22 protein-coding genes and 1 other RNA gene are annotated in these 25,180 nt (G+C 43.3%); 4 read left to right on the plus strand and 19 right to left on the minus strand.

The window, feature by feature from the left end:
* The first annotated feature begins 131 nt into the window (after positions 1 to 131).
* Complete coding sequence (locus AB6D06_RS05285) at positions 132 to 470, plus strand: hypothetical protein (protein WP_372099755.1); 339 nt, start codon at positions 132 to 134, stop codon at positions 468 to 470.
* Between the two features lie 67 nt (positions 471 to 537).
* Here the strand turns inward: AB6D06_RS05285 and AB6D06_RS05290 are convergent, their stop codons facing one another.
* The 13 genes from AB6D06_RS05290 to AB6D06_RS05350 all read right to left on the minus strand — a co-directional run bounded on the left by AB6D06_RS05290 (position 538) and on the right by AB6D06_RS05350 (position 15,386).
* On the minus strand, positions 538 to 1,956 hold the full coding sequence (locus AB6D06_RS05290; RefSeq protein ID WP_372058622.1) for a DUF4832 domain-containing protein: 1,419 nt from the start codon (positions 1,954 to 1,956) through the stop codon (positions 538 to 540).
* Positions 1,957 to 1,994: 38 nt separating this feature from the next.
* The gene (locus AB6D06_RS05295) at positions 1,995 to 2,366 is read right to left on the minus strand and encodes a hypothetical protein (RefSeq protein WP_170964679.1); all 372 of its coding nucleotides are present in this window, start codon (positions 2,364 to 2,366) and stop codon (positions 1,995 to 1,997) included.
* Positions 2,367 to 2,415: 49 nt separating this feature from the next.
* Positions 2,416 to 3,522, minus strand: coding sequence for a glycosyltransferase family 4 protein (locus tag AB6D06_RS05300; protein ID WP_123301817.1), 1,107 nt, complete (start codon positions 3,520 to 3,522; stop codon positions 2,416 to 2,418).
* A complete protein-coding gene (locus AB6D06_RS05305; RefSeq protein ID WP_102333003.1) occupies positions 3,519 to 4,730 on the minus strand; it encodes a glycosyltransferase family 4 protein in 1,212 nt (403 codons plus the stop codon). The genes AB6D06_RS05300 and AB6D06_RS05305 overlap by 4 nt, the downstream gene beginning before the upstream one ends.
* Complete coding sequence (locus AB6D06_RS05310) at positions 4,727 to 5,725, minus strand: glycosyltransferase family 2 protein (RefSeq protein ID WP_123283005.1); 999 nt, start codon at positions 5,723 to 5,725, stop codon at positions 4,727 to 4,729. Before AB6D06_RS05310 ends, AB6D06_RS05305 begins: the two co-directional genes overlap by 4 nt.
* Positions 5,722 to 7,098 (minus strand): capsular biosynthesis protein, encoded by a 1,377-nt coding sequence (locus tag AB6D06_RS05315; RefSeq protein WP_123283004.1) that lies wholly within the window; start codon positions 7,096 to 7,098, stop codon positions 5,722 to 5,724. The genes AB6D06_RS05310 and AB6D06_RS05315 overlap by 4 nt, the downstream gene beginning before the upstream one ends.
* Positions 7,095 to 8,306: a lipopolysaccharide biosynthesis protein gene (locus AB6D06_RS05320; RefSeq protein ID WP_372109997.1), complete on the minus strand. Its 1,212-nt coding sequence runs from the start codon at positions 8,304 to 8,306 to the stop codon at positions 7,095 to 7,097. The genes AB6D06_RS05315 and AB6D06_RS05320 overlap by 4 nt, the downstream gene beginning before the upstream one ends.
* The gene (locus AB6D06_RS05325) at positions 8,306 to 10,525 is read right to left on the minus strand and encodes an exopolysaccharide transport family protein (protein ID WP_372109998.1); all 2,220 of its coding nucleotides are present in this window, start codon (positions 10,523 to 10,525) and stop codon (positions 8,306 to 8,308) included. Before AB6D06_RS05325 ends, AB6D06_RS05320 begins: the two co-directional genes overlap by 1 nt.
* A gap of 13 nt (positions 10,526 to 10,538) precedes the next feature.
* On the minus strand, positions 10,539 to 11,141 hold the full coding sequence (locus AB6D06_RS05330) for a polysaccharide biosynthesis/export family protein (RefSeq protein ID WP_372050168.1): 603 nt from the start codon (positions 11,139 to 11,141) through the stop codon (positions 10,539 to 10,541).
* A gap of 11 nt (positions 11,142 to 11,152) precedes the next feature.
* Entirely contained in the window at positions 11,153 to 12,457 is a 1,305-nt protein-coding gene (locus AB6D06_RS05335; RefSeq protein ID WP_102333008.1) for an outer membrane beta-barrel protein, read from the minus strand.
* A complete protein-coding gene (locus tag AB6D06_RS05340) occupies positions 12,441 to 13,856 on the minus strand; it encodes an undecaprenyl-phosphate glucose phosphotransferase (protein ID WP_372109999.1) in 1,416 nt (471 codons plus the stop codon). Before AB6D06_RS05340 ends, AB6D06_RS05335 begins: the two co-directional genes overlap by 17 nt.
* 493 nt (positions 13,857 to 14,349) lie before the next feature.
* Positions 14,350 to 14,446: signal recognition particle sRNA small type (gene ffs, locus AB6D06_RS05345), an RNA gene on the minus strand.
* A 196-nt stretch (positions 14,447 to 14,642) separates the two neighbouring features.
* Positions 14,643 to 15,386: a hypothetical protein gene (locus AB6D06_RS05350; protein WP_017080372.1), complete on the minus strand. Its 744-nt coding sequence runs from the start codon at positions 15,384 to 15,386 to the stop codon at positions 14,643 to 14,645.
* 51 nt (positions 15,387 to 15,437) lie between these two features.
* On the opposite strand from AB6D06_RS05350, the gene AB6D06_RS05355 reads away from it, so the two are divergent.
* The gene (locus tag AB6D06_RS05355; protein WP_004736416.1) at positions 15,438 to 15,740 is read left to right on the plus strand and encodes an MGMT family protein; all 303 of its coding nucleotides are present in this window, start codon (positions 15,438 to 15,440) and stop codon (positions 15,738 to 15,740) included.
* 75 nt (positions 15,741 to 15,815) lie between these two features.
* Here the strand turns inward: AB6D06_RS05355 and AB6D06_RS05360 are convergent, their stop codons facing one another.
* Complete coding sequence (locus AB6D06_RS05360; protein WP_017058951.1) at positions 15,816 to 16,256, minus strand: YbaY family lipoprotein; 441 nt, start codon at positions 16,254 to 16,256, stop codon at positions 15,816 to 15,818.
* A gap of 168 nt (positions 16,257 to 16,424) precedes the next feature.
* Here AB6D06_RS05360 and tesB point away from each other — a divergent pair, with 168 nt between their 5' ends.
* Positions 16,425 to 17,285 carry an acyl-CoA thioesterase II gene (gene tesB / locus AB6D06_RS05365; RefSeq protein WP_029235187.1) on the plus strand — a complete coding sequence of 287 codons (861 nt, stop codon included), beginning with the start codon at positions 16,425 to 16,427 and terminating at the stop codon, positions 17,283 to 17,285.
* Positions 17,286 to 17,417: 132 nt separating this feature from the next.
* Here tesB and AB6D06_RS05370 read toward each other — a convergent pair whose 3' ends face one another.
* Both AB6D06_RS05370 and AB6D06_RS05375 read right to left on the minus strand, forming a co-directional pair.
* On the minus strand, positions 17,418 to 18,083 hold the full coding sequence (locus AB6D06_RS05370; protein WP_065584123.1) for a hypothetical protein: 666 nt from the start codon (positions 18,081 to 18,083) through the stop codon (positions 17,418 to 17,420).
* 72 nt (positions 18,084 to 18,155) lie between these two features.
* Positions 18,156 to 18,629 carry an Lrp/AsnC family transcriptional regulator gene (locus AB6D06_RS05375; protein WP_017062025.1) on the minus strand — a complete coding sequence of 158 codons (474 nt, stop codon included), beginning with the start codon at positions 18,627 to 18,629 and terminating at the stop codon, positions 18,156 to 18,158.
* Positions 18,630 to 18,758: 129 nt separating this feature from the next.
* On the opposite strand from AB6D06_RS05375, the gene AB6D06_RS05380 reads away from it, so the two are divergent.
* Positions 18,759 to 19,826: a PLP-dependent cysteine synthase family protein gene (locus tag AB6D06_RS05380; protein ID WP_017067311.1), complete on the plus strand. Its 1,068-nt coding sequence runs from the start codon at positions 18,759 to 18,761 to the stop codon at positions 19,824 to 19,826.
* 91 nt (positions 19,827 to 19,917) lie between these two features.
* On the opposite strand, the gene AB6D06_RS05385 is transcribed toward AB6D06_RS05380, so the two are convergent.
* From AB6D06_RS05385 to AB6D06_RS05395, 3 genes are all read right to left on the minus strand, one after another.
* Positions 19,918 to 20,238, minus strand: a complete 321-nt coding sequence (locus tag AB6D06_RS05385) for a DUF1244 domain-containing protein (RefSeq protein ID WP_004736423.1) — start codon at positions 20,236 to 20,238, stop codon at positions 19,918 to 19,920.
* A 141-nt stretch (positions 20,239 to 20,379) separates the two neighbouring features.
* The gene (gene vexH / locus AB6D06_RS05390; RefSeq protein ID WP_065584122.1) at positions 20,380 to 23,493 is read right to left on the minus strand and encodes a vibriobactin export RND transporter permease subunit VexH; all 3,114 of its coding nucleotides are present in this window, start codon (positions 23,491 to 23,493) and stop codon (positions 20,380 to 20,382) included.
* Positions 23,493 to 24,569, minus strand: coding sequence for an efflux RND transporter periplasmic adaptor subunit (locus AB6D06_RS05395; protein WP_050644646.1), 1,077 nt, complete (start codon positions 24,567 to 24,569; stop codon positions 23,493 to 23,495). The genes vexH and AB6D06_RS05395 overlap by 1 nt, the downstream gene beginning before the upstream one ends.
* Positions 24,570 to 25,180 lie beyond the last annotated feature (611 nt).

A 25,180-nucleotide genomic window follows, 5' to 3' on the forward strand; every position in this document is an offset into this window, starting at 1 on the left:
TAACTCTTTACCATGCTGTTCAAAAAACACTCACGAAAGATCAACACGCCCTAGTTGGCAAAAAATTGACAATAATCTAATCATACACGCCAATACTGTCTTCAAATCATCGGCAATAGACCTGATACACCATGAAAAATACGCTAATCCTTTTCTTTTTCCTGAGCCTAACAGGATGTACTCATAACCAATCAAAAGCACTGAGCATGAACTCCTCGTCGGTTAACACATACCCACAATCGATGTCGAACCTGCAACTGTGCGACACCTTGTATTACGGGCGCTCGAGTAACCAAACATTGGCGGCCATTGGCAGCGAGTTTAATCGAAGAGGATTGTCGAAGAGTTGGTGTGATACTGAAACCAATAAGCTCTATCTAACAAAGACAATTGATTGGGTAGCTGAACAAGTCGAAGACAAAGAAGATTCAGAGGAAGAAGCGTCTGCCGTTGTGTTGCCTGCGAATTAGATTGAGTAATCAGGGCTAACCAGACCATCTTATCTAGCATGCATTAGAAGAGTAATGACAATTGTCATTACTCTTCAATGATCACTTCACTTAGCCGATACCAACCATCAGGCTGTTTCCCTATATTTGCCAAATTCAAAGGTTTACTGTCACGACTTTCACTCACTGCTATTTCGATATAATAACGACCGACATTTAGATCTGTCGGCAATGAGAAGTTCGCAATAGATTTATAATCCCCAGGGAGCCAAGCTTCGCTACTTGTACTATCTTTTGCAAACGAAACCACCTGATCGTTGCTGTTTACTAATCGATAATATGCATAATAAGGTTGGTATGTTGGTGCCACTCCATCGTTAAAAAGATGAGCTTCCAGAGAGAGGTTTTTCCCCATCGACAGGTAAGCTGAATGACGAATCGTATCCACTCGAAAGCGATATCCAATTTTTAGCAACGCATTATCTAACAAATCGCGGTACTGTTCGGGAATTGGCTTCGATTTCAAGTTTAGGCTACTCGCATGCTGATTAATCGCCCAATCTAATGAGGCAGCCACTTGAGCTCTTGTGTAATGTTGTGTGGCTAGCCAACCATGCATGTCACCACAGACTTCAAAACTAACCGGCTGGCGCTGCCAAGCCGTATCAAATATTGGTGTTTGCGAGTTTGCTTGTTGAATTCGATACGGGTAGTCATCGTTCATATGACTCCAAGTAGGGCCAAAATTATGCCAATCGCCCCAGCAATCGGCACGCCAGCCAGCACCTTTTTCTAATGCGTATGCGAAAGAATCCCCCCCGTTGATAAGCATTAATTTTGCAGTATTTGGGAATGCTGAAAAGTGCAGATCAACGAACTTATTTAACTGATGTTCTGAATACCTACTAAATAGTGGTTCAAGCTCTGGAAAGTTGCTGTTATGCCACTCTCCCCAAGAACCCACCATACCTATGTCAATCTGAGCAAGCCGCGAGTCATTATCGTAACGTTGCCCGAAAGCACTAAGTAATTTTTCTACATAGTATAAATAAGTTGGGTCATCGAGATCGGCTACGAAAGTTTTTCCATTTTCAACCCACTGCCCTTCGATACCTTTATCGATGAGCCATTGTGGAATTTTTGTTCCTGAGAATGGTTCATCAAGTGTCATAAAACGCAAAGCTACTCGCTTTGATTGCTTGGCATTCTGTTCAAGCAAGTCATCAATGAGAGAAAAGTTGTATTCACCTTCGCTTGGCTCAAGTTCACTCCAATAATACCGGTAGTATCCCATTCCCGAGACAGGATATTGCTCAAGAGTTAATACGGTACCCCACCCGTCGTGAAACGTTTCAACCCCCATACCTGGATTAGAGATAGGCGTATTGAGTGCCGTGATTGACGTCACTTTATCCCCTACTTCGTCAGCATAGGCGTATGAGGTAACAAAGCATGCTAACGATAATAGGTATAGCCATGAGCACTGCCAGTTAATGACTTTTTTCACTTGTTTATTTCCTATCATTTATCACTCAAGTTCAACCCTTATAGTGATTGAAACCAGTCCCATATACCTAGTGAAAAGCTCTCGAACAGATCGATACCCAGTGCAGACTTTAACAAATACAATGCCAGTAGAGCGAGCATCCCCCCCGCAAGGACAAAGGTAGTTAGCAATACCGTTGTAGCATAGACTAACCATTTAGACTCACCTTGACGCTCTGCTGTACGACGATCACGCCCACTCAACAGCACGACATAATAGCGCTTGCCAAACCAAGGAAAGCTTTTACGGATATCAACGGAATGTTTTGCGACTAAGCCAACTTGATTAACTGCTTTTTCAATAGCTTGCCTTTGTTCTTCACTCAAGCTTTGTTGCGTTTCTTGCTGTAAAACTCGGTAAAATTGAGTCACAGCCCGGCTCTTATTAGGCTCATCCGTATCATTGTTTTTATTAAGACGATTAGTCACGCTTGCTTCCCAACATGTTATTGTAAACATTCACCGTTTGATCAGCGATTTTATGCCAGTCATATCGTTCTAAAAAGTGTTGATAGTCTTGTAGAGGCAGCACACTCCTTTTCTTTATTGCCTGTGATAATTCATCTATATTTTTGACTGGGTAATAGCAATCAGATTCAAGTCCAACCGCACTGTTTGGCGCAATATCGCTAACCACCACAGGTAAGGAATATGACATCGCTTCTAGCAGTGCAATAGGCAGCCCTTCATGATAAGAAGGCATTACGAATAACTTAGCTTGAGAAAATACAACTTGTAGTTCCTCCCCTTTGAGAAAACCGGTCAGTATAACGCCTGGGGTGTCCTTCGCTGCTTGTTTTAATGAGCGACTGTATTCACTTTCATGATCGGAATCTCCGATCAGTACGAGCGGCATATCAAGCTTGGATTTTGCGTAGGCTTGGAGAAGATCATGGAAGCCTTTTTCTTCAACAAAACGTCCTACCGCGACAATATATCCTCGCGCACTTAACTGGTAGCGATCTAATATAGATGATACGACATCAACAGGCAGAGACTTAGCCGGGTTAACTCCATTATAAATAAGATGTGCATCATCTCTTTGATAAGATTGCTTAATAAGGTCATTAATCACCTCTGATATGACAATGACTTCATTGGCATATTTAACGGCAAAACTCTCACCGAGCTTCAAAACAATCTTTGCTAGCTTCCCCCATTTCTCACGCTGATAATCTGGACCATGATGGGTGAATACCACTTTCTTTCCAATCAAACGTAACAGTGGCACGACTAACCCAGGGCCGATCGCATGAACATGCACCACATTCGAGCCATCCGTTAAGGTAGAAAATGCCGCAATAGTCGAGTGAACAATAGCTTCTAGCGATGTCTTTTTCGGAGCCCACAGTGCTTTGGTCTCGACCCCCTTATAACTCCTCGTTTTATAAGCGACATAAGGAGAACGAGCGATAACCTCTATCTCAAACCCTTGCTTAACGATAAGAGGGTAAAGGTGCTGACAGTGAGTTTCGACTCCTCCTAATACATCAGGAATACCACGCGTCCCTAGTACGGTTACTTTCATGATTGTTCACCCAATAAATTTTGATACAAATCGACCAACTGCTGATGATGTGCTCTCAATGAATAGCGAGACTCTAAGCGTTGTCTTGCTTGTTCACCATAGTACTTTGTAAGCTCTGGCCGTATCGTAAACTCATCCATCACATTGGCAAGATCATGGGCATTACCCGCTTCAAATAAACGCCCCTCCTTTCCATCTCGAACTTGCTCGGGGATACCTCCAATATTAGCGCCGATAATAGGCTTCCCGTACGACATAGCCTCAAGCACTGACATAGAACAGTTTTCATAGCATTCCGAAGGGACAATAACTGCACTCGCTTGTTTAATGAGTAAATGTAAATCCGGCCCCGTTTTAAAACCTAGCCACTCGACCTTACTCTGTTTCCCTGATAGGGAGTCTGCAAGTGGTCCTGTACCGGCTATTTTTAATGGTATCGATTGGTTAGACAACTCGTATGCCGCTACCATTGTCGCTACGCCTTTTTCCTGACTCAACCGCCCTAAATATAAAAAATATCGATGATCTGCCACGTCTTGCTGATCAACGTTCTCGTTAATGCCATTAACTATGACCTCAATTCTATTATTAGGGAGCTTGCGACGAATGATATTGGCTAAAAACTGGCTAGGTGAAACTATCACATCCAGTGATTGATAATTCTGAGCGAGCGATTGATACAGAGCCTCTACAACAAGTAAGCCACTTTTAAACCATGATCCTTGTTGGCAGCGATATCTTAAAGCGTTAAAAACACTTCCTTGTAAACACGCTTCACAGGTGTGTCCATCACGATACATTGTATAACTAGGACAGGCTATTTTAGTATCATGAGCGGTGAGTACCGTTTTACATCCGGCTTGTTTAGCAACCTTGATAATTGAGGGGGTCAGCTGGTGATAAATGTTGTGAAAGTGAACGATATCGGGTTGCTCGGTAGCAATCAACTCAGAAAGCTTTTCACACGCCTCTATGTTATGCACAAACCGCATTGCCGTTTTCAACGCGCTAAGTAAAGTAGCATTAGCGTGATAATCCACGTTATTGACGAAACTAGCACTGTAATCAGATACCAAGTTGTCATTGTGAGCCATTGAAAAGTCGATAACCGAAAACCCTCGATCCATCAACATTTCTCTTTCTTGAAAAAAGACCGTTTCAGCGCCCCCCTTTAAGAAAAAAAACTTATTCACCACCAATACTTTCATGACACATCTCGCTCTAACACTTTATGTGACGGTGGTTGATTTGGGTCTTTAATGGGCAACAACAAACCATTTACCAATCCGGCTGAAAATACTGTCAAATTAATAATGCTCTGCGCACCGTCCTTTATTGAGCGGTTTTTAAACGCCTTCGCAGCAAAGAAAAGCATCAATGGCAACAGGCTAATGGTCAACAACGAAACATTACCCACCAGCAAGGCCAAAATTAACCAAGCAAGATAGCAAGCAAAGATCAGCTCATTACGCACCACACTCACAGCTTTTCGAAAATACGCTTTACCAAACGCGCTCTTTAGCAATTCGCCTGACGCAAACAAATAACCACGGTTCCATCGGTAGCGCAGTAACGTTAACGTCGGCATATCATAAGAAGTATGATGGAAAAACGGGGTATCCAAACGATGCAATTTGTAACCAGCATGTTCGAGTCTCATACCAAGCTCGGCCTCTTCATAGGCATGCAATGTGCGATGTGTAAGATAACCGATATCATTGACTGCACTCGCCCGATACAGCCCTCCCCCGGCTAAATGACTACAATCACCAGTAGGGTATATTTTGTGATGCCTTTGTTGGCGAGATTTAAATTCGTAGCTATTCGCTTCATCCATTTCAACCGTCCCCGCCACCGCGGCGTAAGTCGGCTCTTTTTCCAGAAATGCTATCGCCGCATCAATGAATCCGTCTTGTAAACGCATATCACCATCCAATAACAATAGATAGTCACCAGTGCTGTATAAATAGCCAAGTTGATGGCCTACGCCGCAGCAACGATCATTAGCGTTGATTAACGTCACGACTTTAGCGCCATTCTCTAACGCAATTTTTTGCGTATCATCATCAGATAAGCTATCGGCAACAATGACATCATATTGATAATTCTTAAGCTGACTTTGAACGCTTTTAATCGTCGCAGCAATACCACCTTGTTCATTGAGTGTTTTTATAATCACGGTGACTCTAGGTAAAGAACTCATAACCTTGCCCCCGATTGAATAACAGTCTTACGTATGATTAGACTTCCGCCAAGTGAAAAATAGAAAAGGAACTGCAACATAGGCACCAACATTAAAATTTGGCTGTAAGGTAAGCTTAATAAACCTGCAAAACTAAATGCAATAAATGCAGGTTGCCAAGAGAGCAATTGAATGTCTTGCATCGATAACAGCTCACGTTTTAGCACTTCCTTGGGCATTGACACCTTTAGCGCCAATAAAATTGGACATAAAAATAGGACTAACCCAACGACGCCAAATTCCCACAACATCATGCTTAGTGACGTAGAATCTAGAAGGACATTAAATATTTGATTCAAGAAACCTGGAGCTACCGAACTACCGTGGTTGGTTGCATTTAACCCATAACCAAACCACACGTTAGACCATCCATAAAGCTGACTATTATCCAACCAGAAAAATAGCGTGGTCATCCGCCCTAACTCTCCCGTTGGTAAGATGTAATTTGAGTCATATATATACTCTAAAGAATCCCAAAACACCTTTAAAGCACTGTGGTCAGGGTCGGTATCAAAAGCGGTTGCGTAAGAGGCAGCAAGGACAACTATTGCCAATAAAACTAACAACCCCATGGTACAGACCATAAGAAGCACTTTCTTAATATCCTTTTGCCTAACGCCGTAAACATAACTAGGGCACAGCCAAACAAAAATTAAAAGTATAGGAGCAAGCAAAATGACGAACTTAACTTCACCAAGAACACACAAAATAAACGCTGCAACAATATGTAGTATCATGTTAAGCCGACTAACTACACCATGCCTAAATTCAGACAATTTAAGGAGCATGACAAGTAAACAGAATAACCCTAATGCTGCCGTGTTTCCCCCGCCCATAGGGTCACCACCGAAAGTCCCTACCACAGAGTCCCACTTTTCAAATTCACCTTTCAAAGCGACACGTTGTGGGACAACAACTAAAATCTGATACAAGATAACTGGGAATTGTAGATAGAAAATCCAATATAGCATCTGCACCACGCGGTAAAGCTGCGACTCTCGGATAAACCCCAATAGTAAGCATAGAAAAATAAGCGACAATGCAAGTTCGTTCTTCCAACCTACAATGGTCACCGTCAGCCCATTTTGTAGAACTGTCGACGCTAAGATCAACGTATAGGCCCCCACCAACAACAATGTGAGTACTGTTTCTATATTATCTAACTTAACCGCTTCATAATTGGTTTGCATCAATAGCAACAAAACCATCGCAAAGGCAGCAACAAATGGCAGCCAAAGCACTGCGCCGACACCAGTCAGATACTGTACTAGCCCACAAGCAACTAACGTTACAAACGTGTATACCTGCAAAAACAGACCATTATTTATCTTCAAGTAACCTCCATCGTTCGACGAAGTCGCACAGCCGTTTTATTCACTTCAAAATAAATAAACAGGTATCGAATAGAAGACAGTAGGGCGAAGGCAATAACCGAGTATGCATAATCACTTATAAAAAATGGCAGCGCACCAAAAGCCAATACCACCACCATAAGTTGCTCAAGCTGAATGCGAAGGAAATACTTGGGAGAGCCATAAACCAACTCAAGAACGGTCAATGGGCACACCGCTAGCGCCATAAACAAATACGGTAGCATATAGCGAGAAGTTGGCACTGAAGCGACCCATTCAGCGCTAACCCCTAATTGCATCACTATGGGGTAGAAAATGAAAACTCCAAGCACCGCCGTAGTCCCCATAGCAAAGAGTAACCGGCGCACCTTGGAAAATTCAGCGTAATTAAACTGATTGCGTCTAAAGTCGACAGACCAAGTGGAAAAAATAGAGTTTCTTACAGCGTTACCAATGATAACAATAGGCGCTAAGCAAAATCGGCTAACTACGGCGTAATAACCGGCTACAACAGGACTGAACCACACGTTAATAAGGATAACGGGTAAATTATTATTCACCATCGCCAAAATCTCAGCGCTCCCAACTTTGACAATATGATGTTTGTGCTTACGGAAAAACAGTGACAAGGATGAAAGCGAGAATTGCTGTAGATTCATCACGTTTCTTGGTAGAGAGTAACCAATACATAGCAACATACACACTAGCAACGATGCTCCCCAAGCCCAATAGAATGCACTCAAGTCTTCACTGACAGCAATAAGTAACAACACTAACATCGAAATCGATGTTCGCTGTAAAGCTAGTGACTTCATTTTTTGAACTCTCAGCAGTAGATTCTCAGAGATCAAAACCCATGCATGTGCCAACGTTAACATCAGAGTTTGAAGAATAGGACGGTCAAACAAACATGCAATGCCCATAGAATAAATGACCGACGCACAAACACTAAATAACAAGCAAAAAGAGACATTTTGCCCTAGCTCGTTACTCTGTTGTTTTGGCAATAGCAGCTGTGATGCAAACGTACAAACTTGTGCTCCGATTAAGGCAATACTGTACGTTAACGCGTATGAGCCGACTTCCGACATCCCGTACCAATGCGAAATCAACCATATCGAACCAGCCCCAATTAACTGAGACAATATCGATGATGTCGCAATAGTGGAAATGCTTTTAAGCAAGCTCACTAAGAGCCCTCGATATTGAGTAAATCCATACTACCTTGAGCAATAAAACGCAGAGACTCTTCACCCACAACTCGGTCATCACTCACTTGATTGAGTACTCCAAAAGCTCGCTGGTCCAACAACGGCGACAACTTATTTAGTTGATGCTTTATTTCATTCGCCGTATGTTGATCAGATTTGACCACGACAATCAAGCTATCCAAAAAGCGCAATAGGAGCTGTGCATCCTTACTATCATTCAGAGCTGGAAGCTTTATGATGACAGATTCAAAACGCTGACAAAGTGCCAACAATGCAGATTCACATTCTGGGCGAGCAAAAAAAGTTAATGGTGATTCAGCCAGGGTACCAGGGGCGATATAAGACAATCCCTGTGATATTGGCATAATGACTTGCTCAATATCGAGTTGTAGTGCTTCTTGTAATGATGAAGACTTGTTTTCATCACCTATTTGTACCGAACTCAATTGGCTAAACACCAAATGACTAAACCCAGCAATTTCTTCCTGTACGTTAAACTTAGGGGAACTGCAGTGACTGTCCGCAATAATATCTCTTGTAAATTCGCCTTCTCCACGATAATCCAAATCAAGCAGTAAAGTTGGTTTCACTTCACTGACCGCAGCAGCTAATAATAACGCCGTCGTCGTTGCACCTTCTTGTCGGTATGACGATACGACACCGACACACTGACTACTTGGGCGAGCTAAAGATAATGCGGTATAAGCGCCATTTCCGATCTCGTTGGCATATTGGTTGGAACGAATTTGCTTACCTAACATCCATGTCGACATCGGTTCACTTGTAAATGAAGGCATGTCAGTTAGTGGAATTAATCCAAGCTTTGCTTCCAGCTGTGCAAGAGTTGTTATTGTTTGCTTTGTGGCTGCTCGAATAATGACAACCAAAGCACTAACTAGCATTGTCATAATACTTATCATCACGACTAACAATGGCTTGTTGGGTTTCGCTGGACGCTCACTAGCCACCGCGGGATCATAAATTCGTGCATCTTGCTCTCTATACGTCGTATTAAGAGTATGCTCAGTAGTACGCAGATAAAGCTGCTCATACAGCGATTGCTTTTGAGTAAGATCTGCCATCAAGCCATCATAATGATCACGCTTATCTGCAAGTGCAAAGAAGTCTTTTTTATGCAGAGCTAAGAGCGCTTTATAATGATTTTCTTTGATAAGTTCTGCTTGATATTTTTGCTGAAGCCCTAATTTTAGCTCATCAAGCAGGCGTACAGTTTGCTTGTGAATCACCTCAATTTCAGCATTGGCCTCAAGAACTTTAAGGTGTTTAGGTCCATATCGTCGATTAAGATCTGATAATTTCCGTTTTGCTTGTATAAGTGCAATTCTAAGATCTTGTAGCTGAGGGTGGGAGGAGAAGTCAGGCAACGAGGTGAGAGTCCCTGTATCACCTTTCATATATTGGCTCACCAATTCATAATTAGCTTGAGCAGCTAAGCGCCTCTCTTTTGCATCCGCCAATTTATTGGTAATAATCCCAAGTTCTTCTGTTTCAAAACCATCAACACCTCGGAAGGTCAGTAACCCCTCGCTTTGCAAAAATGCGTCTATTTCTTTCTTTTGCTGACTAATTTGTTGTTTGAGTACACCTAGCTGTTGCGTATTCCATCGTTTAGCTTGCTGGATTTTAGCAATTTTTTGCTCCACCGTATAATCAATAAAAGCTTGTGCCACTGCATTTGCGATTGTTGAAGCTTGTTGTGCGTTCGTAGATTCATAAGACACATAAACTAATTGAGTTAAGCGGACTGAAGTAAATGTTAGGTGTCGCTTCAACTCTTTAACCGCATGGTTAATGCGTAGCTCTCGAGGCAGTGTCCAATCGCCATTGCCAGTTAACGTTGAACCATTAAACTCTTCATTTTGTTGCAGTTCTAACGCTTCAACAGCTTTAACCAACACGACTCTAGATTGCATTAGGTTAAATTGCGTTTCATAGTACTGTGAGCGAGCAGAGTCATAATCTTCGATCGGATCAATCGGAGAGACATTGTCCGATTGCGCTTTAATCAATACTGTCGCAGTCGAGACATACTTAGCCGTCATCGACCAAATCACTGGCAGGCTTAACCCCGTTACAACTACTGTAACCAGCAATAGCTTAAGCCCATGAATTTTCAGAGCAGCCAAAAACGGTGCAAAGTTAACGTTACTTTCTAAAGGTTTACCACGTTCTACCATTACTTTTATCACCTTAGAAAAAGCTCTTCTCAACAATAACAACATCGCCGGGATAGACAGAGTGTGTCATCTCGACTTTTTTTATCATTTCTTTTTTCCCTGAAGGGCGAATGTTAATATCACCTCTATCAGCCCGATCAGTGAAGCCACCGGCCATAGCAATCGCTTGTTCTACAGTAAGTTGGGGCTCATATTCGTAGCCATTAGGGTTTTCAACTTCCCCAAGAAGGTAAAATTTACGGAACCCTTCCATAGTAACGGTCACCATTGGCGAACGAATAAACCCAGCTTTCAAACGAGTTTCAATATCATGCTCTATCGAGTCTGTCGTTTGTCCTGAGAGCTGTACTCGACCTATATAAGGAAAATTAATATCACCACGCTTGCCTATCTTTAAAGACATCGACATTTCTTTCTCCCCATACACCCAGATTCGTATCTGGTCCCCTGGCCCCAAAAGGTACTCTCGAGTCTCACTGTTAGCCGGATGATGGCTATTTTCAAGAGTCATGGAAGTAGTATTTTTCACTTCTTTTTCAGGTGCTATCGTGTTTGCGGCTGCAGCAAAACTAATACAGCCCATCAACACACAGTAACCTAATAACAGTAGCTTTATTTTTTTCATCTCTAGATCTGTACCTTTAGTGCCAATCCAATTGTGTTTTTGTCATAGCCAAGTTTACGACTCACCGAGGATTGGGAGTTATCTCCGATGAAAAACACGACTTCATCCTCGCTCGAACGTTTGCGGGCGAACTGATAGTTCAACTCAAGCCTAATAGAAGGCCGAAAATCATATCCTAACGTGACTGACGCAACGTCTAGATCATCCTTTCTATCATTCTGTTCTACCCGATAGTCATCGACTTCTCTTCCATAATCAACCGTAGTACTTAACCTCTCGACCCACCAATGATGTTCCCATGATAGACCGACCTTAGTGTTAAGAATATAACCACCTTCTTCCGTTGGGTCTTTGACTCTACGCCAACCATATAAAGACCACTTCGAATGCTTGAGTGGTTGCCAGTTAATATTGGCGTCCCAATTTAAACCACTGAACGATTGTGCCTCTCTGTTATTCGGAAAACGCTTGTACAACCAAGCTAAATCAGTCTCTATTAACAGCTTTCCCGTTCTTTGGGACTTCAAACCGATAAGCGCATAATGTTCACTCGAATCCTTAGCCGAATTCGCTTCATAGCTTCGTAGGTTACTAATTAGACTGTATCGAAAACGAGTCCGCGATGAATACTGGTCGAACAATTCAGCAGTTATAGTATTTTCGTTCCATTCCTGCTCCTTTATATAATGGTAGAAGTCACTGGATGCGCTTTGAACTTCGTCCAACTCATCAAACGCTATATCTTTAACCTGCCACGCAAGGTCTAATTTCCCCCGCCCCTCAGGCGCACCATAGCTATATCGTATCTCACTATTTAAGAACCGGTTTTGTAACGGTGTATTCACTCCAAAAGACGTAAACTGAGTAGGATTGAAACCTTCCGTTAGCTCTGTCCCCCGTTCTTCATGCCCCCAATCTTGCTGGATAAACCAATCAAGACCGTGCTTAAGCCCGAACCTCAACGAAGATCGAAACATTAAAAAATGGTCGGTGTAATCATCATCGCTTGCACTGTCGTAGCGTGAATAATCACCAGAATACACCAACACATAGCGGTCCTCTCCACGCTCGCCTACTGCACGCAAGTACGGTGTTAATTTGGTGTAAGCTGATGCAATCTCGTTCATAGGGTTAACTTGGTATGTCACATTTGAATCCTGACCATACTCAGCGCCAACTTCTGACTGGACATCGATACCCGCTACTGAGATATGCGACTTGGGAGTAAGCTCTGCATGACAAACTTGGCTAACAAAACCAAATAAAACTACAGCGCTGATACTTAGTAGGCTAGTACGCCTTTTCACTAACAAACCCTTTAAATACCGTTAGAAACACTATTTTAATGTCCAACCAAAGCGACCAGCTCTGTAAGTAAACGATGTCATACTGAACCCGTTTACTCATTTTATCGACGGTTTCTGTCTCTCCACGATAGCCATTAATTTGTGCCCAACCTGTTATACCTGGCTTGATTTTGTGTCTAATCATATAGTTAGAGACAATCTTTCGATATTGCTCATTGTGAGCAACTGCATGAGGTCTTGGCCCTACGATAGACATTGAACCTTGTAAGACATTAAAGAATTGAGGAAGCTCATCTAAAGATGTTCGGCGAATAAACGCACCAAACTTTGTCACTCTTGGGTCTGAATGCGTTGCTTGTTTAAAATCGTCCCCGTTCTCCATCACATTCATAGAGCGAAATTTCCATACCTTGATCTTTTTTCCACCCAGACCATAACGATCTTGTTTAAACAAGATGGGACCTTTAGAACTGAGTTTGACTCCGATTGCCACAGCACAAAGAACAGGCGTAATAAGCAACAAAATGAGGCTAGCTAAGACAATATCTTCGATACGCTTGATCACTCCACCTATCCCATCAAATGGAGTACCAAAGATACTTAACGTTTGTACATTACCAACAGACTTGAATTGGGATGCTGATAGGTTATAGCTATACAGATCGGGAACCATAAAAGTATCGACGGTAGTATCAGATAAAAGTGTCAGACAACGAGTGATTCGCTCTTTTGCAATCATAGGTAACGCAATGTAAACCTCATCAATCTGGTTGTGTTGCGCTTGTTCTATCAAAATATCTACAGTGCCAACATAACGAGATTTAATCATATATCCAAACCGTTCTTCCTTACGGTCGTCATACAGTTCAATCTCTATGTCCTGGCTCCTATAATAAATCAGCAATTGCTTCTCCAAAGCAATTGCTGCTGGTGATAGCCCGACAATCGCTATTCTCTTTACCTTTTTGTACTTTTTAAAACACGAACGATAGATCGTAAAAGCAATAACTCGAATTAGAATGGTTGATAACATAGCGCTAGCAAACCAGATATAATACAAGCCATTGTTAAAGTGACTTATTTGACTTCCGACTAAGTCTTCTACGTTATATTTTACGATCTCCATTGCGATCAAAGTAAAGAAGGCTGTCGCAACAATTCGAACAATTGAAGAATCGAGGCGCCGACGTACATGAACACGATATAAATGACAATACTCGCCGAATAACAAAAAGAATGTCGTGACAAAAAACGCCGCTGCCACATCGATTGCGGTTTCATCAACAAATACCGTATTGACAATAACTGCTAAAGACAGATTTATTAGTAAAAAGTCTGTGGCTTTAAATAATGGTGCGTAGCCGTCTTCTGCAATTTTCAGAGCTTGTTTTGTATTCATAAACAAAAAAGACACCTCGAGACATATCGTTAACTGTATTCATTTGATATTAGCCAATTTCTCTCCAATTTATGTGACTTAAACATAAATCTACGAGTTGCCCGCATAGAAGTATAGTAAACACGCTACAGTCTTATTAAAGATATAGATGTTCATATTTAACTTTTATCAAACTCTCTCTCAGTAAAGGGTACACTATGCACCATAGCCATTAAAGAGCACCTTCAGTCGTATATTGGTTTTATTCGCGCGATCTAAGAAAATTGACAATCTACTAACTAAAACTTTGAAGAATTTCGCGAGATATAATCTTAAGAATATCAATAGACCATTAATTTATATTTATTTTAAATATCAAGCCTATTAATTAGTGTCTATATAAAAGCTTTGAATCTATCGAATAAAGTCCAAGTACAAACGAGATGGGTGGGAACGTTACATAAATTGCAGATAGCAAAAAGCCGCTCATGAAGAGCGGCTTTTTTAAAGGGTGGGAACCCAGCCACATCCCGGCACACAAGTCACTCGCTGCGGCTGCTCCCTTCCAGGCCTGACCGAGTTCACGAGCTATTGTTGCGGGAGGACCAGGCCCCCATAGATTCGTTTTCTAAGAGGCTTGCCTCAAAGAGTGATTGGATTATTAAGCATCACAGCAACCATTGCAAGCCCTTCCACCCTATTTTTGAACAATTGCTGTCTAAGTGCTTATCCTTTATTCAAACCACTAGAAAATCGCAGGTAAATTCACCATTTACCTGCATTTGTAAGGTTCGGGTTATCTACGTACTAGATATCGATGTCTTCGTTATCTTCTGTACGAATGATGTAGTCTGTCATCCACGCGGTGCCTAATAGACATAACCACACCACAAAGACTGGACTAGGCACTTCGATGCTTGGGGTAATCACCAGTGCCGCAAAACCAACCGTCGGCAATGTCCAACACAATAGTTTATTCCAGCGGAAGGTTTTCAAGCGCGTCAGTGTTTCCATCGATGCCATGATGCCCGTTACACACAAAGCAACCAAAGCGGCATAAGGTAAATCGGCCATCCATAATGGAAGTATCAAGCCTAATGACCACCAGCTGTGTCGGCTGGCTGGCTTAAGATGATTTGCCGCCCACCAAATAACGATGATTGACAAGGTTTGTAGTGTGGTAACCCAAGGAACGCCTTCAAGCTTACCTGCGGATTGGGTCACCATAATCCCGACTTGTAGCGTTGCGACGATCAAGCCAGAAATAATCACGACCGACAAACTGCTGCGTTTTGAAAAGACCACCATCAATAGTGGGAATAATACCCATACACTGACTGAGAGCGTTATGGGTTGTAGCGGTAGCGTTAATCCATAAGTGGTCATGGAGACAAGCAAAGCTAATCCTGCGATGCCTCCTTGCGGCAAAATCCATAAAGCAGGAATGACCATTGCAAGTACTGGGATATCTCCCTCACTTAAACTGATTGCTCTCGCGCAGACAACCGCTAATAATGTGGTTATCAAGAACTGAAACGTTGTAAATACCATAGCCCTCTCCTTCTACCGATCCGTGGTATTAATGAACTAGGAACATTTAGTATGGACCAATTTTTGCCTCAAATCTTTGCTGTGATTCACCAAATTCCATATGGGAAAGTAACAACTTATGGAGACATCGCACGTTTTTCAGGATTTCCGGGCTATGCGCGCCATGTTGGTAAAGCGCTGGGTAACCTGCCAGAAGGTAGCAAACTGCCTTGGTATCGGGTAATCAACAGCAAGGGTGAAATATCTTTAAAGGGTGATTCGTTCGACCGACAAAAGCAGCATTTGGTTAAAGAAGGGGTTGAGGTGAGTGATGCAGGAAAGATCAAACTCAGAATATACAAATGGCAGCCCTAAAGCTGCCATTAATCGCTAATTCAACTGGCTAAGTTAAGCCAATCAAGATGCCTTAACAGTGGCACCGATTTCTGATTAACGAACACCAACCAAACGTAGGTCTGCTTGCTGTGTATTTTCTACATCAGTAATTACTGACTTAATCGTGTCCGTTATGAAACGCAGTTTACCGTCAACATGAATCGATGCGCGCATGTTGTAACGGTGGTTAGCTTTAATTTTGTCGTTGTCGTAGCTCAGCTCGAATGCGAACGGTACTTGCTTACCGTCTGTGGTGAACTCTTGAGTTGCGATAACCGTCGATGGTGCATCAGCCAGTGAGATATCTTCTAGCGTAACGGTAACCACTGCATTCTCTGGCAATGCAATTCTTTCACGGTAGCTTACTGTTCCTGAAATCACTTGAGTGTTCTCTGCAACCACTTCCTGAGAAGCGCTCGTTTCTGATGTTGCTTGGCAACCAACAAGTAGGCCAAACGATACTAAAGACGTAATAAGAATTAGAGCCTTTTTCATATTCAATTTCTCTCAACATGTTTGCCGGACTCGGCAAATCTACTCACCAATTATAAGAGAGCTTTCATATTCTGTCTTGAAACCCTATGATTTATTGACAGATATCTGACTAAGCTAAATGATTAACACCATAATCTGACACCCATTTTACGAAGAGGAATGCTGGCGATGAGTCAACCTTTACAAGAATTACTAAGTTTACTTCAGCTAGAAAAACTGGAAGAAGGTTTATTCCGTGGGCAAAGTGAGAACCTAGGCCTACCACAGGTATACGGCGGTCAGGTATTGGGACAAGCGCTTTCTGCTGCTCGTTATACCGTTCAAGACGACCGTAGTGTTCACTCGTTCCACAGTTATTTTCTGTTTCCCGGCGATCCTGAAAAGCCAATCATTTACGATGTTGAGAACCTACGAGATGGACGCAGCTTTAGCACACGCCGTGTAAAAGCGATTCAAAATGGCCGCCCTATTTTCTATCTCACTGCTTCTTATCATGGCGATGCGCCAGGGTTTGAGCACCAGATTTCAATGCCTGATATTCCGGGACCAGAGAACTTTGCCTCAGAAACTGAATTAGCAAGCCACATTGCGGAATTCTTACCAGAGAAACTGCGCAAAACCTTCTGTGGCGAAAAGCCGATTGAGATGCGCCCGGTGACGGTGGTAAATCCACTGAAACCTAAGAAGACGGAAGCGAAACAGTACCTCTGGGTAAGAGCGAATGGCGCAATGCCAGACAACCACTTGATTCACCAATACTTGCTTGCTTACGCATCGGACTGGGGATTCTTGGTGACGGCGCTTCACCCGCATGAAGTCTCTATCATGACGCCAAACTTCCAAGTAGCGACGATTGACCATTCAATCTGGTTCCATCGCCCATTCAAGATGGATGAATGGCTGCTTTATGCGATTGAAAGCCCAACGGCGGCGAACACTCGCGGCCTAGTGCGCGGCGAGATCTTCAACCAGAAAGGTGAGCTCGTAGCGACAGCAGTACAAGAAGGTGTGATGCGTTTTACTAAGTAGCGCTCAAATAAATAGCGGATAAACGCTTCTTACAAGCCACAAATATGCACAAACAAAAAGAGGCTAGGTTTAATACCTAGCCTCTTTCTTTAATGACGCTTAAGAAAATTCGTCACCTAAAAATCATTAAACCTACTCAACTTCTAACGTTGGCTCAAACTCGCTCTGAACTCGCGTTTTGATACCATCACCTGCGTCACGCAGTAGGTTAAATGGCGATAACACTACGCCTTTCACCGCGCCCTCTGCGGCTCCCTGAGCGAGCTCTTTACTCTTATCAGCTAACAAATTAGCTTGCGCCAAAATACCTGGGACTTCCGCTCGTAGCATTTCAGATTCAGTGACGATGACAGGAATAGTCTGTTCGCGGTAAGACTTACTTTCAGCGAGCATTGGTGGCATTACATCTACGCGGTATCTCTTTAATTCCGTTAATGTTGGAGGAATAACATCGGTTCTTACCTGCTCGACTTCCGTTCGAACATTTTTGACTTCATCTAATATCGCAGGGATTTTGTTGTCGACCGAGGCTACTGTTTGATTCACGTCATCGATCGTCTTTCTAACTTCTTCGACAGTGTTTAACACCTGAGGAGCAAGATCGCTGACATGTTCAGCAAGCGCTAATAGCTCTTCTACTTTGAGCCCTTTCGTGAGGCCCGAAATGTCTTCGATAACTTGCGGATAAGTATCAACGATTTCACCGACTTTATTGGTAAACGAGTAGATGGTGTAACCCAAGTAAAAAATGGCAACCGCCAATACTAGCTGGATAGCGGTAGATACTTTTGCAAACATGAATAATCCTTTTCTTTATCGCAGAGGCGATATCTAAACTAAAGCGATAGTTAATCTATTACTAGGGGCAGCTTAAAGCGGTAATGCTGTCGTGTACTTTAATGGTTCCATCGCAAACGTCGAGGTCACATTAGAGATACCATCAATGCTATTCACCAAGCGCTTATAGAAATCATCAAAGCACTTCATGTCTTTAACCTGAACCTTCATCATATAATCATATTCGCCAGCCATACGATAGAACTCCATCACTTCTGGAAATTCCGACACAGTATTCACAAAACGACCATACCACTCATGAGAATGATCACTGGTTTTCACCAATACGAACGCAGTAAAGGAAAGATCCAGTTTTTCCGGGTTCAATAACGCGACCCTTTTCTCAATAATACCGTTCTCTTCGAGGCGCTTAAGCCTTTTCCAACAAGGCGTTGTAGTGAGATTGACCGCTTCAGAAATATCGTTCAATGACAGGGTGCTGTCTTCTTGCAGTAACCCTAATATTTTTTTATCTACGGCATCTATCACACTTTCACCAAATCGCATTTAAAGAGAATAATTTTCTACAATTTAAGCAAAACAAAGCAAATATGGCAAAGTTTTTCTCTCCGATTATAGATAAATTAGAACCATACCAATTACAAAGAATTCCTACACTCGATCAGGAGAACGTTTATGTGCACTGACCATCAATGGATTAACAACGCGATTCGTAAAATTGAAGCGGACTACCAACGCTCAGCGGATACGCACCTTATCAAGCTCGATCTACCAAGTATCGAAGGCATTGATGTTTACCTTAAAGATGAAAGCACACACCCAACGGGCTCTTTGAAGCACCGCTTAGCGCGTTCTCTGTTCTTATACGCTATCTGTAACGGTTGGGTTGGCCCAGAAACAACGATCATTGAATCTTCATCGGGTAGCACTGCGGTATCTGAAGCGTACTTTGCTCGCCTACTTGGCCTTCCATTTATCGCGGTAATGCCAAAATGCACAGCGAAGAAAAAGATCGAGCAAATTGAATTCTACGGCGGCCAAGCGCATCTTGTGGACCGCTCAGATGAAATTTACGATGAGTCTCGCCGTTTAGCAGAAGAATTGAATGGTCACTACATGGATCAATTTACTTACGCTGAGCGCGCAACCGACTGGCGTGGTAACAACAACATAGCGAACTCGATTTTCAATCAAATGCAGATGGAAGATCACCCAGTTCCAGCTTGGGTAGTAATGAGCCCAGGTACTGGCGGTACTTCTGCAACTATCGGCCGCTTCATTCGCTACCAACAGCATGAAACTAAGCTTTGTGTTGTCGACCCTGAAAACTCTGTATTCCACGAATACTTCCAAACAGGCAATGCGAACGTGAAAGGCAATACATTCAGCAAGATTGAAGGTATTGGTCGCCCACGAGCAGAGCCAAGCTTCATTCCTGGTGTGGTTGACGAAATGCGAAAAATCCCAGACGCAGCAAGTATCGCAACGACACATTGGTTATCTGAAATTCTTGGTCGCAAGGTTGGCGCATCAACCGGTACTAACATGTACGGTGTGCTTCAGCTAGCCAGTGAGATGAAAGCGCGTGGCGAAACAGGGTCTATCGTGACTTTGCTATGTGACAGCGGTGAACGTTACCTAGACACTTACTTTAATGACGAGTGGGTAAATCTGAATATCGGTGACCTACAACCTTATGCAGCGAAGCTAGAAGCTTTCTCGCAAACGGGTGAGTTGGCTTAACCACAGAACAAACACCGACGCAAAAATAAAAAGAGCCCTTGATGGGCTCTTTTTTGGTTTATTCTATTCATCAATTTCTAGCGAGAACAAATTATTCTGGCTTCTGCTTCGCTTCAAACGCCGCTAGTTGCTCAGGTGTCGCTTTTGGCTGATGGTTTTGTTTCCACTCATCGTAAGTCATGCCGTATACGCGCTCACGAGCGTCATCGATATCCAAGTCTAGGCCTTGTTGCTCAGCTTCCGCTTTATACCACTTGCTGAAACAGTTACGGCAGAAGCCAGCCAAGATCATAAGGTCGATGTTCTGAACATCCTTATTGTTGTCTAGGTGTGCTAACAGGCGACGAAAGGTTGCTGCATCTAGCTTATCTTGTTCTTCTTGAGAAAGATCTTTGTATTTAAATTCAGCCACTTTACTTTCCTTTATTCGATTTATTGTATTAATTCGTTGAGCTCTGTTTGTTATACAAAAAAAGCCTGCCATTCGCTAGGAGCAAACGCAGGCTTTTCAATATTGTTACACTATTCCATGTTCATTAGCCGTGCGTGTTCATTAACCGTGACTGCTTCTTCCCACGTTGTCATGGCTCAGCTCTTTATTTAGAACCGCTTCCACATGACCCGGAGAGCGTGTTGAGCCAGAAATCAGTCGATACATCGCAGGGATTACGAACAGAGTTACCAGTGTCGCGAAACCCATACCGAAGAAGATAACCGTACCCACTGCCACTCGGCTTTCATAGCCTGCGCCCGTTGAAGTAATTAATGGGATTGCACCGGCTAGTGTGGTGAACGCCGTCATCAAGATTGGACGTAAACGTCGAGCCGAAGCATCAATGATCGCCTTTTCAAACTCAATGCCACGGTCACGAAGTTGGTTAGCAAACTCTACGATCAAGATACCGTTTTTGGTCACCATACCGATCAACATGATCATACCAATCTGGCTGTAGACATTGAGCCCTTGATTCATCAACACCAAACCTAAGAAGCCACCAAAGATACCCATAGGTACAGTGAACATCACCACCAGCGGGTTAATGAAGCTTTCAAACTGCGCGGCCAGTACCAAGTACGCGACCAGCATCGCTAGCGCAAATACCACTAAGATACTTGATTGGTTCTCTTTAAAGTCTTTTGACTCGCCAGAGTAACTCACTGAAATATCGCCCGGTAGCTGTTCAATCGCTTGTTCATCAAGGAAATCAAGTGCGTCACCCAGCGTGTAGCCTTCCATTAGGTTCGCTTTGATGGTCACCGATTTCTGCTTGTTGTAGTGCGACAAACGAATCGAGGATGCCACTTCTTCAATGTGCGTCAACGTATCGAGTGTAACCAGCTCACCAGACTGAGTTCGCATGTAGATTTGGCTCAAGTCATTAGCATTATTAAAGCTGTTCTCATCACCACGAAGGTATACGTCATACTCTTCACCACGGTCAACGAAAGTGGTTTCACTACGGCCGCCAAGCATGATCTCTAACGTATCTGAAATATCCGAAACGCTAACGCCTAGCTCGGCTGCACGTTGTTTATCTACGGTTACCAATAACTCTGGTGTTTTCTCAGAGTAATCGATGTCCGCACCTTCCATCATTGGAGAGTCTTCAGCCGCTTGCTTTAACAGTTCGCCCCATTTCTGAAGCTCAGAGTAATCAGAGCCACCCAGTACGAATTGAACAGGCTCACTTGAACCACCTTTGAAGCCCGGCATAAATGGGAATACACGTACATCAGGAATACCATTTAAAGATTTACGTACTTCGTTCAACGCTTCCTGAGCGGTTTCATCACGTTCATCCCAATCTTCCAGGATCATGATAACGAAGCCCGTTTGGTCGCCCGCATTACCACCAAACGCTGGTGATTGAATACTAAATGACTTCAAGAAACCTTGACCAAGCAGCGGCATTAGGCGCTCTTCAACGATGTCCATATTGGCAGACATACGGTTGTAACTGGTTGCATCAGCACCACGAACAAACGCAAAGATAACACCACGGTCTTCTTGAGGCGTCAGTTGCGACGGCACTTGTTGCATCAAGCCATAGCTACCGCCCATACACGCGATAATGATGATTGGAGCTGCCCAACGCCAGTTTAAAGCACGGCGCAATACCGCTTTGTACCCGGCTTCTAGCTTGCCAAACACACGTTCTACAAATCGATTGAAGCGATTTGGTTTCACGTTCGCTTTCAGAATTTTACTACCCAGAACCGGTGTTAACGTCAATGCGACTAGCGACGAGAAGATCACCGACATCGCCAACAGTACCGAGAACTCCGTAAACAGGAGACCGACCATGCCATCCATGAACGAGATTGGCAGGAATACCATCACCAATACAAGCGTTGTTGCGATTACCGCGAATCCTACTTCACGCGTCCCTTTATAAGCCGCAAGCAGTGGCGATTCACCACGTTCAATGTGGTGGAAGATGTTCTCAACCACTACGATAGCGTCATCAACCACCAGACCTATAGACAGGATAAGTGCCATCAAGGTAATCAAGTTGATAGAGAAGCCGAAGTAGTACGCCGCAATAAACGACGAGATTAGCGATACAGGAACGGTCACTGCTGGAATCAGCGTTGCACGCGCTTGACCAATGAAGACGTAAAGCACGAGGATAACTAAACCACCCGTAATAAAGAGTGTGCTGTAAACCTCTGAGATCGAACGATCGATAAAGACAGTTGAATCATAATCGACAGCTAAACGAGTACCATCTGGCAAGAACTTTTGAATTGCTTCGACTTCTTTATGGACCAAGTCAGCAACCTCAAGTGGGTTCGCATCTGACTGAGGCACAATCCCCATACTAACGTTAACAACGCCGTCACTCTTAAAGGTCGAGTTCTCGTTTTCTGCCCCAATGTAAACATCAGCAACGTCTTTTAAGTAGATAGGTGTGTTATCAGAGGCACGCTTAACAACAAGGTACTCAAAATCTTCAGCTTGGGTATATGAACGAGCGGTACGAACCGACATCACAATCGCATCGTTACGTACTTCACCACCTGGGCTTTCAATGTTCTCACTGTTCAGAGCAGAAGTGATGTCCGAGGTAGTAACGCCACGACCCGCCATCTGCGCAGGTTTCAGCTTCACGTACATTACTTTGTACAAGCCACCTGAGATATCCACCGAGCTCACGCCAGAAATCAAACTAAAGCGGTCAATCAACACACGTTCGGTGTAGTCGGTTAACTGCGTTCGGTCCATCTCCGTCGAACTTAAGTTGATGTAGACCGAAGCTTCACCACTACCATTGTTCTTATAAACAATTGGGTCGTCGGCTTCATCTGGCAATGAACGCTGCGCACGAGCTACAGCATCACGAACATCACTCACACCGGTATTGAGGTCGTAACCAAGCTCAAAAGTAATCGTGATACGCGACATACCGTTACGCGTTGTGGATTCGATCTCATCGATACCACTGATGCCGGATAACTGGTCTTCAAGGTTGGAGGTTATTTGGCTTTCAATGATGGTGGCAGACGCACCCTCATAACGAGTACTGATCGATACTACCGGGCTTTCAATATCTGGCATCTCACGAACCGCGAGCTTATTGAAAGAGACAATACCAAACACAACCAATAGTAGGCTCAATACGACGGCCGCTACTGGTCTCTTTACAGAAACATCAGATAACAACATTAGTTAGCGCCTTCTTGTGCTTTTTTATCACTTGCTGCATCAGCTGGGCGATTAACGGCAAGCTCTTGAACCAAGACGCCGTCACGCATGTTCACGATACCTTGCACCACGATCTTCTGGCCAATTTCGATGCCTTTGTCGATCACGACTTCGTTATCGATACGTGCCCCAAGGAAAACTTCTGTGCGAGTTGCTTTATTATCTTCGTCGATAACATAAACGAAACGCTTCGTACCTGAATACTCAAGCGCTTGAACTGGAATGATTGGCGCTTCCACTGGTGGGAAGTCCATATCCGCCGCCACTAACATACCTGGCTTTAGATAATCATTATTGTTGTCGAAGTGGATTCGAACTCGAAGGTTCAAGGTTTCAGCGTTAATACGAGAATCAATGCCTACTACAGTACCAGTGAACTGAGTGTCGCCCCATGCGCTAGTGCGAGCCGTTACTTTCATACCTTTAGACAGTTTAGAAAGGTAGCGCTCCGGGATCTGCAGATCTAATTGCATTACCGATAGGTCATCTAAGGTCACGAGTTCAGTACCTGCTGTCACCATTTTACCGCGGCTAAAGTCGATAAAACCAACAGTGCCCGAGAATGGCGCGCTGATGTGAAGATCTTTCAGATTGGCATTTGCAGCAGCTAAACGAGCGTTGGCAATCTCTACGTTCGTTTTCTGAGCGTCAATTTCAGTTTGCGTGATCGCGTTACGTTTCACTAGGCGTTGAAATTCCGCTAGCTTACGTTGCTCGTCTTTTAGATAAGCTTGAGCCTCTGCAACCGCCGCTTTCGCTTTGTCGTCATCAAGCTGAACCAACATCTGCCCTTTAGTGACATCTTGATTGGCTTTAATGTTGATAGAGTCCACTCTGCCAGCCACTTCAGAAGTGATCATTACCGATTGCTCGGCTTCTAACTTACCGACCAACGAAAGAGATTGGCTAACTTGGTGAATATCAACCTGCTCAGTAACAACAGTGACAGTGCTAGGGCCCATACGTTTAGCAAGTACGGCTGGAGACGCCATAAGAATAGACAAGCTAAGCAGGGTTAAAACAGATTTATGCTTCATAATAATGGTCTGCAAGTAAGTTTGTACCAATCACAGTGAGTAAGTGGTCAGAAATAGCTTAGGGAAAAGCTTGAGAACAAGGCAGCTCTTTTCAACAGATAGTTTCGATAAGTAGTTATTCTACAATCAAAATATCTGACGCTGTTCTCGAGCATTTTAGCAAGCTAAGATGACACGTTATTTACTACGATTGGTATTATTATCTATAAATGAAATTAACCGTATTCTATCAACTGATGAATGCTGTAACGTCAAGAAGTGTAAATCTAGATTAAATTCCATTTACGTTTCATCATGTTTTAGACACATTGAACACAATACAGAAAGCCAGTCACCTCAAGGTGTTACCTATCAGTACGTAAACCTTAGTATAGATGTTCACTTCACGAGCAATATGCGTACTTTTCGCCATCTTTGCCCAAAAAGGCAGCATTTAACACAAAACCATAAGAAAAACCCTTTACAGGTTTAGCGTGTTTGCTATGATGCGCTCCGCACTTGAGAGATGCGTTGGGAAAAACATCTCTTTAGCCTATCCATTATGAGTTAGGAAAAAACACCCTGGAGGGGTTCCCGAGTGGCCAAAGGGAGCAGACTGTAAATCTGCCGGC

The organism is Vibrio sp. 10N.239.311.G01, assembly GCF_041465805.1.
In the GTDB taxonomy this organism is placed as follows: domain Bacteria; phylum Pseudomonadota; class Gammaproteobacteria; order Enterobacterales; family Vibrionaceae; genus Vibrio; species Vibrio crassostreae_C.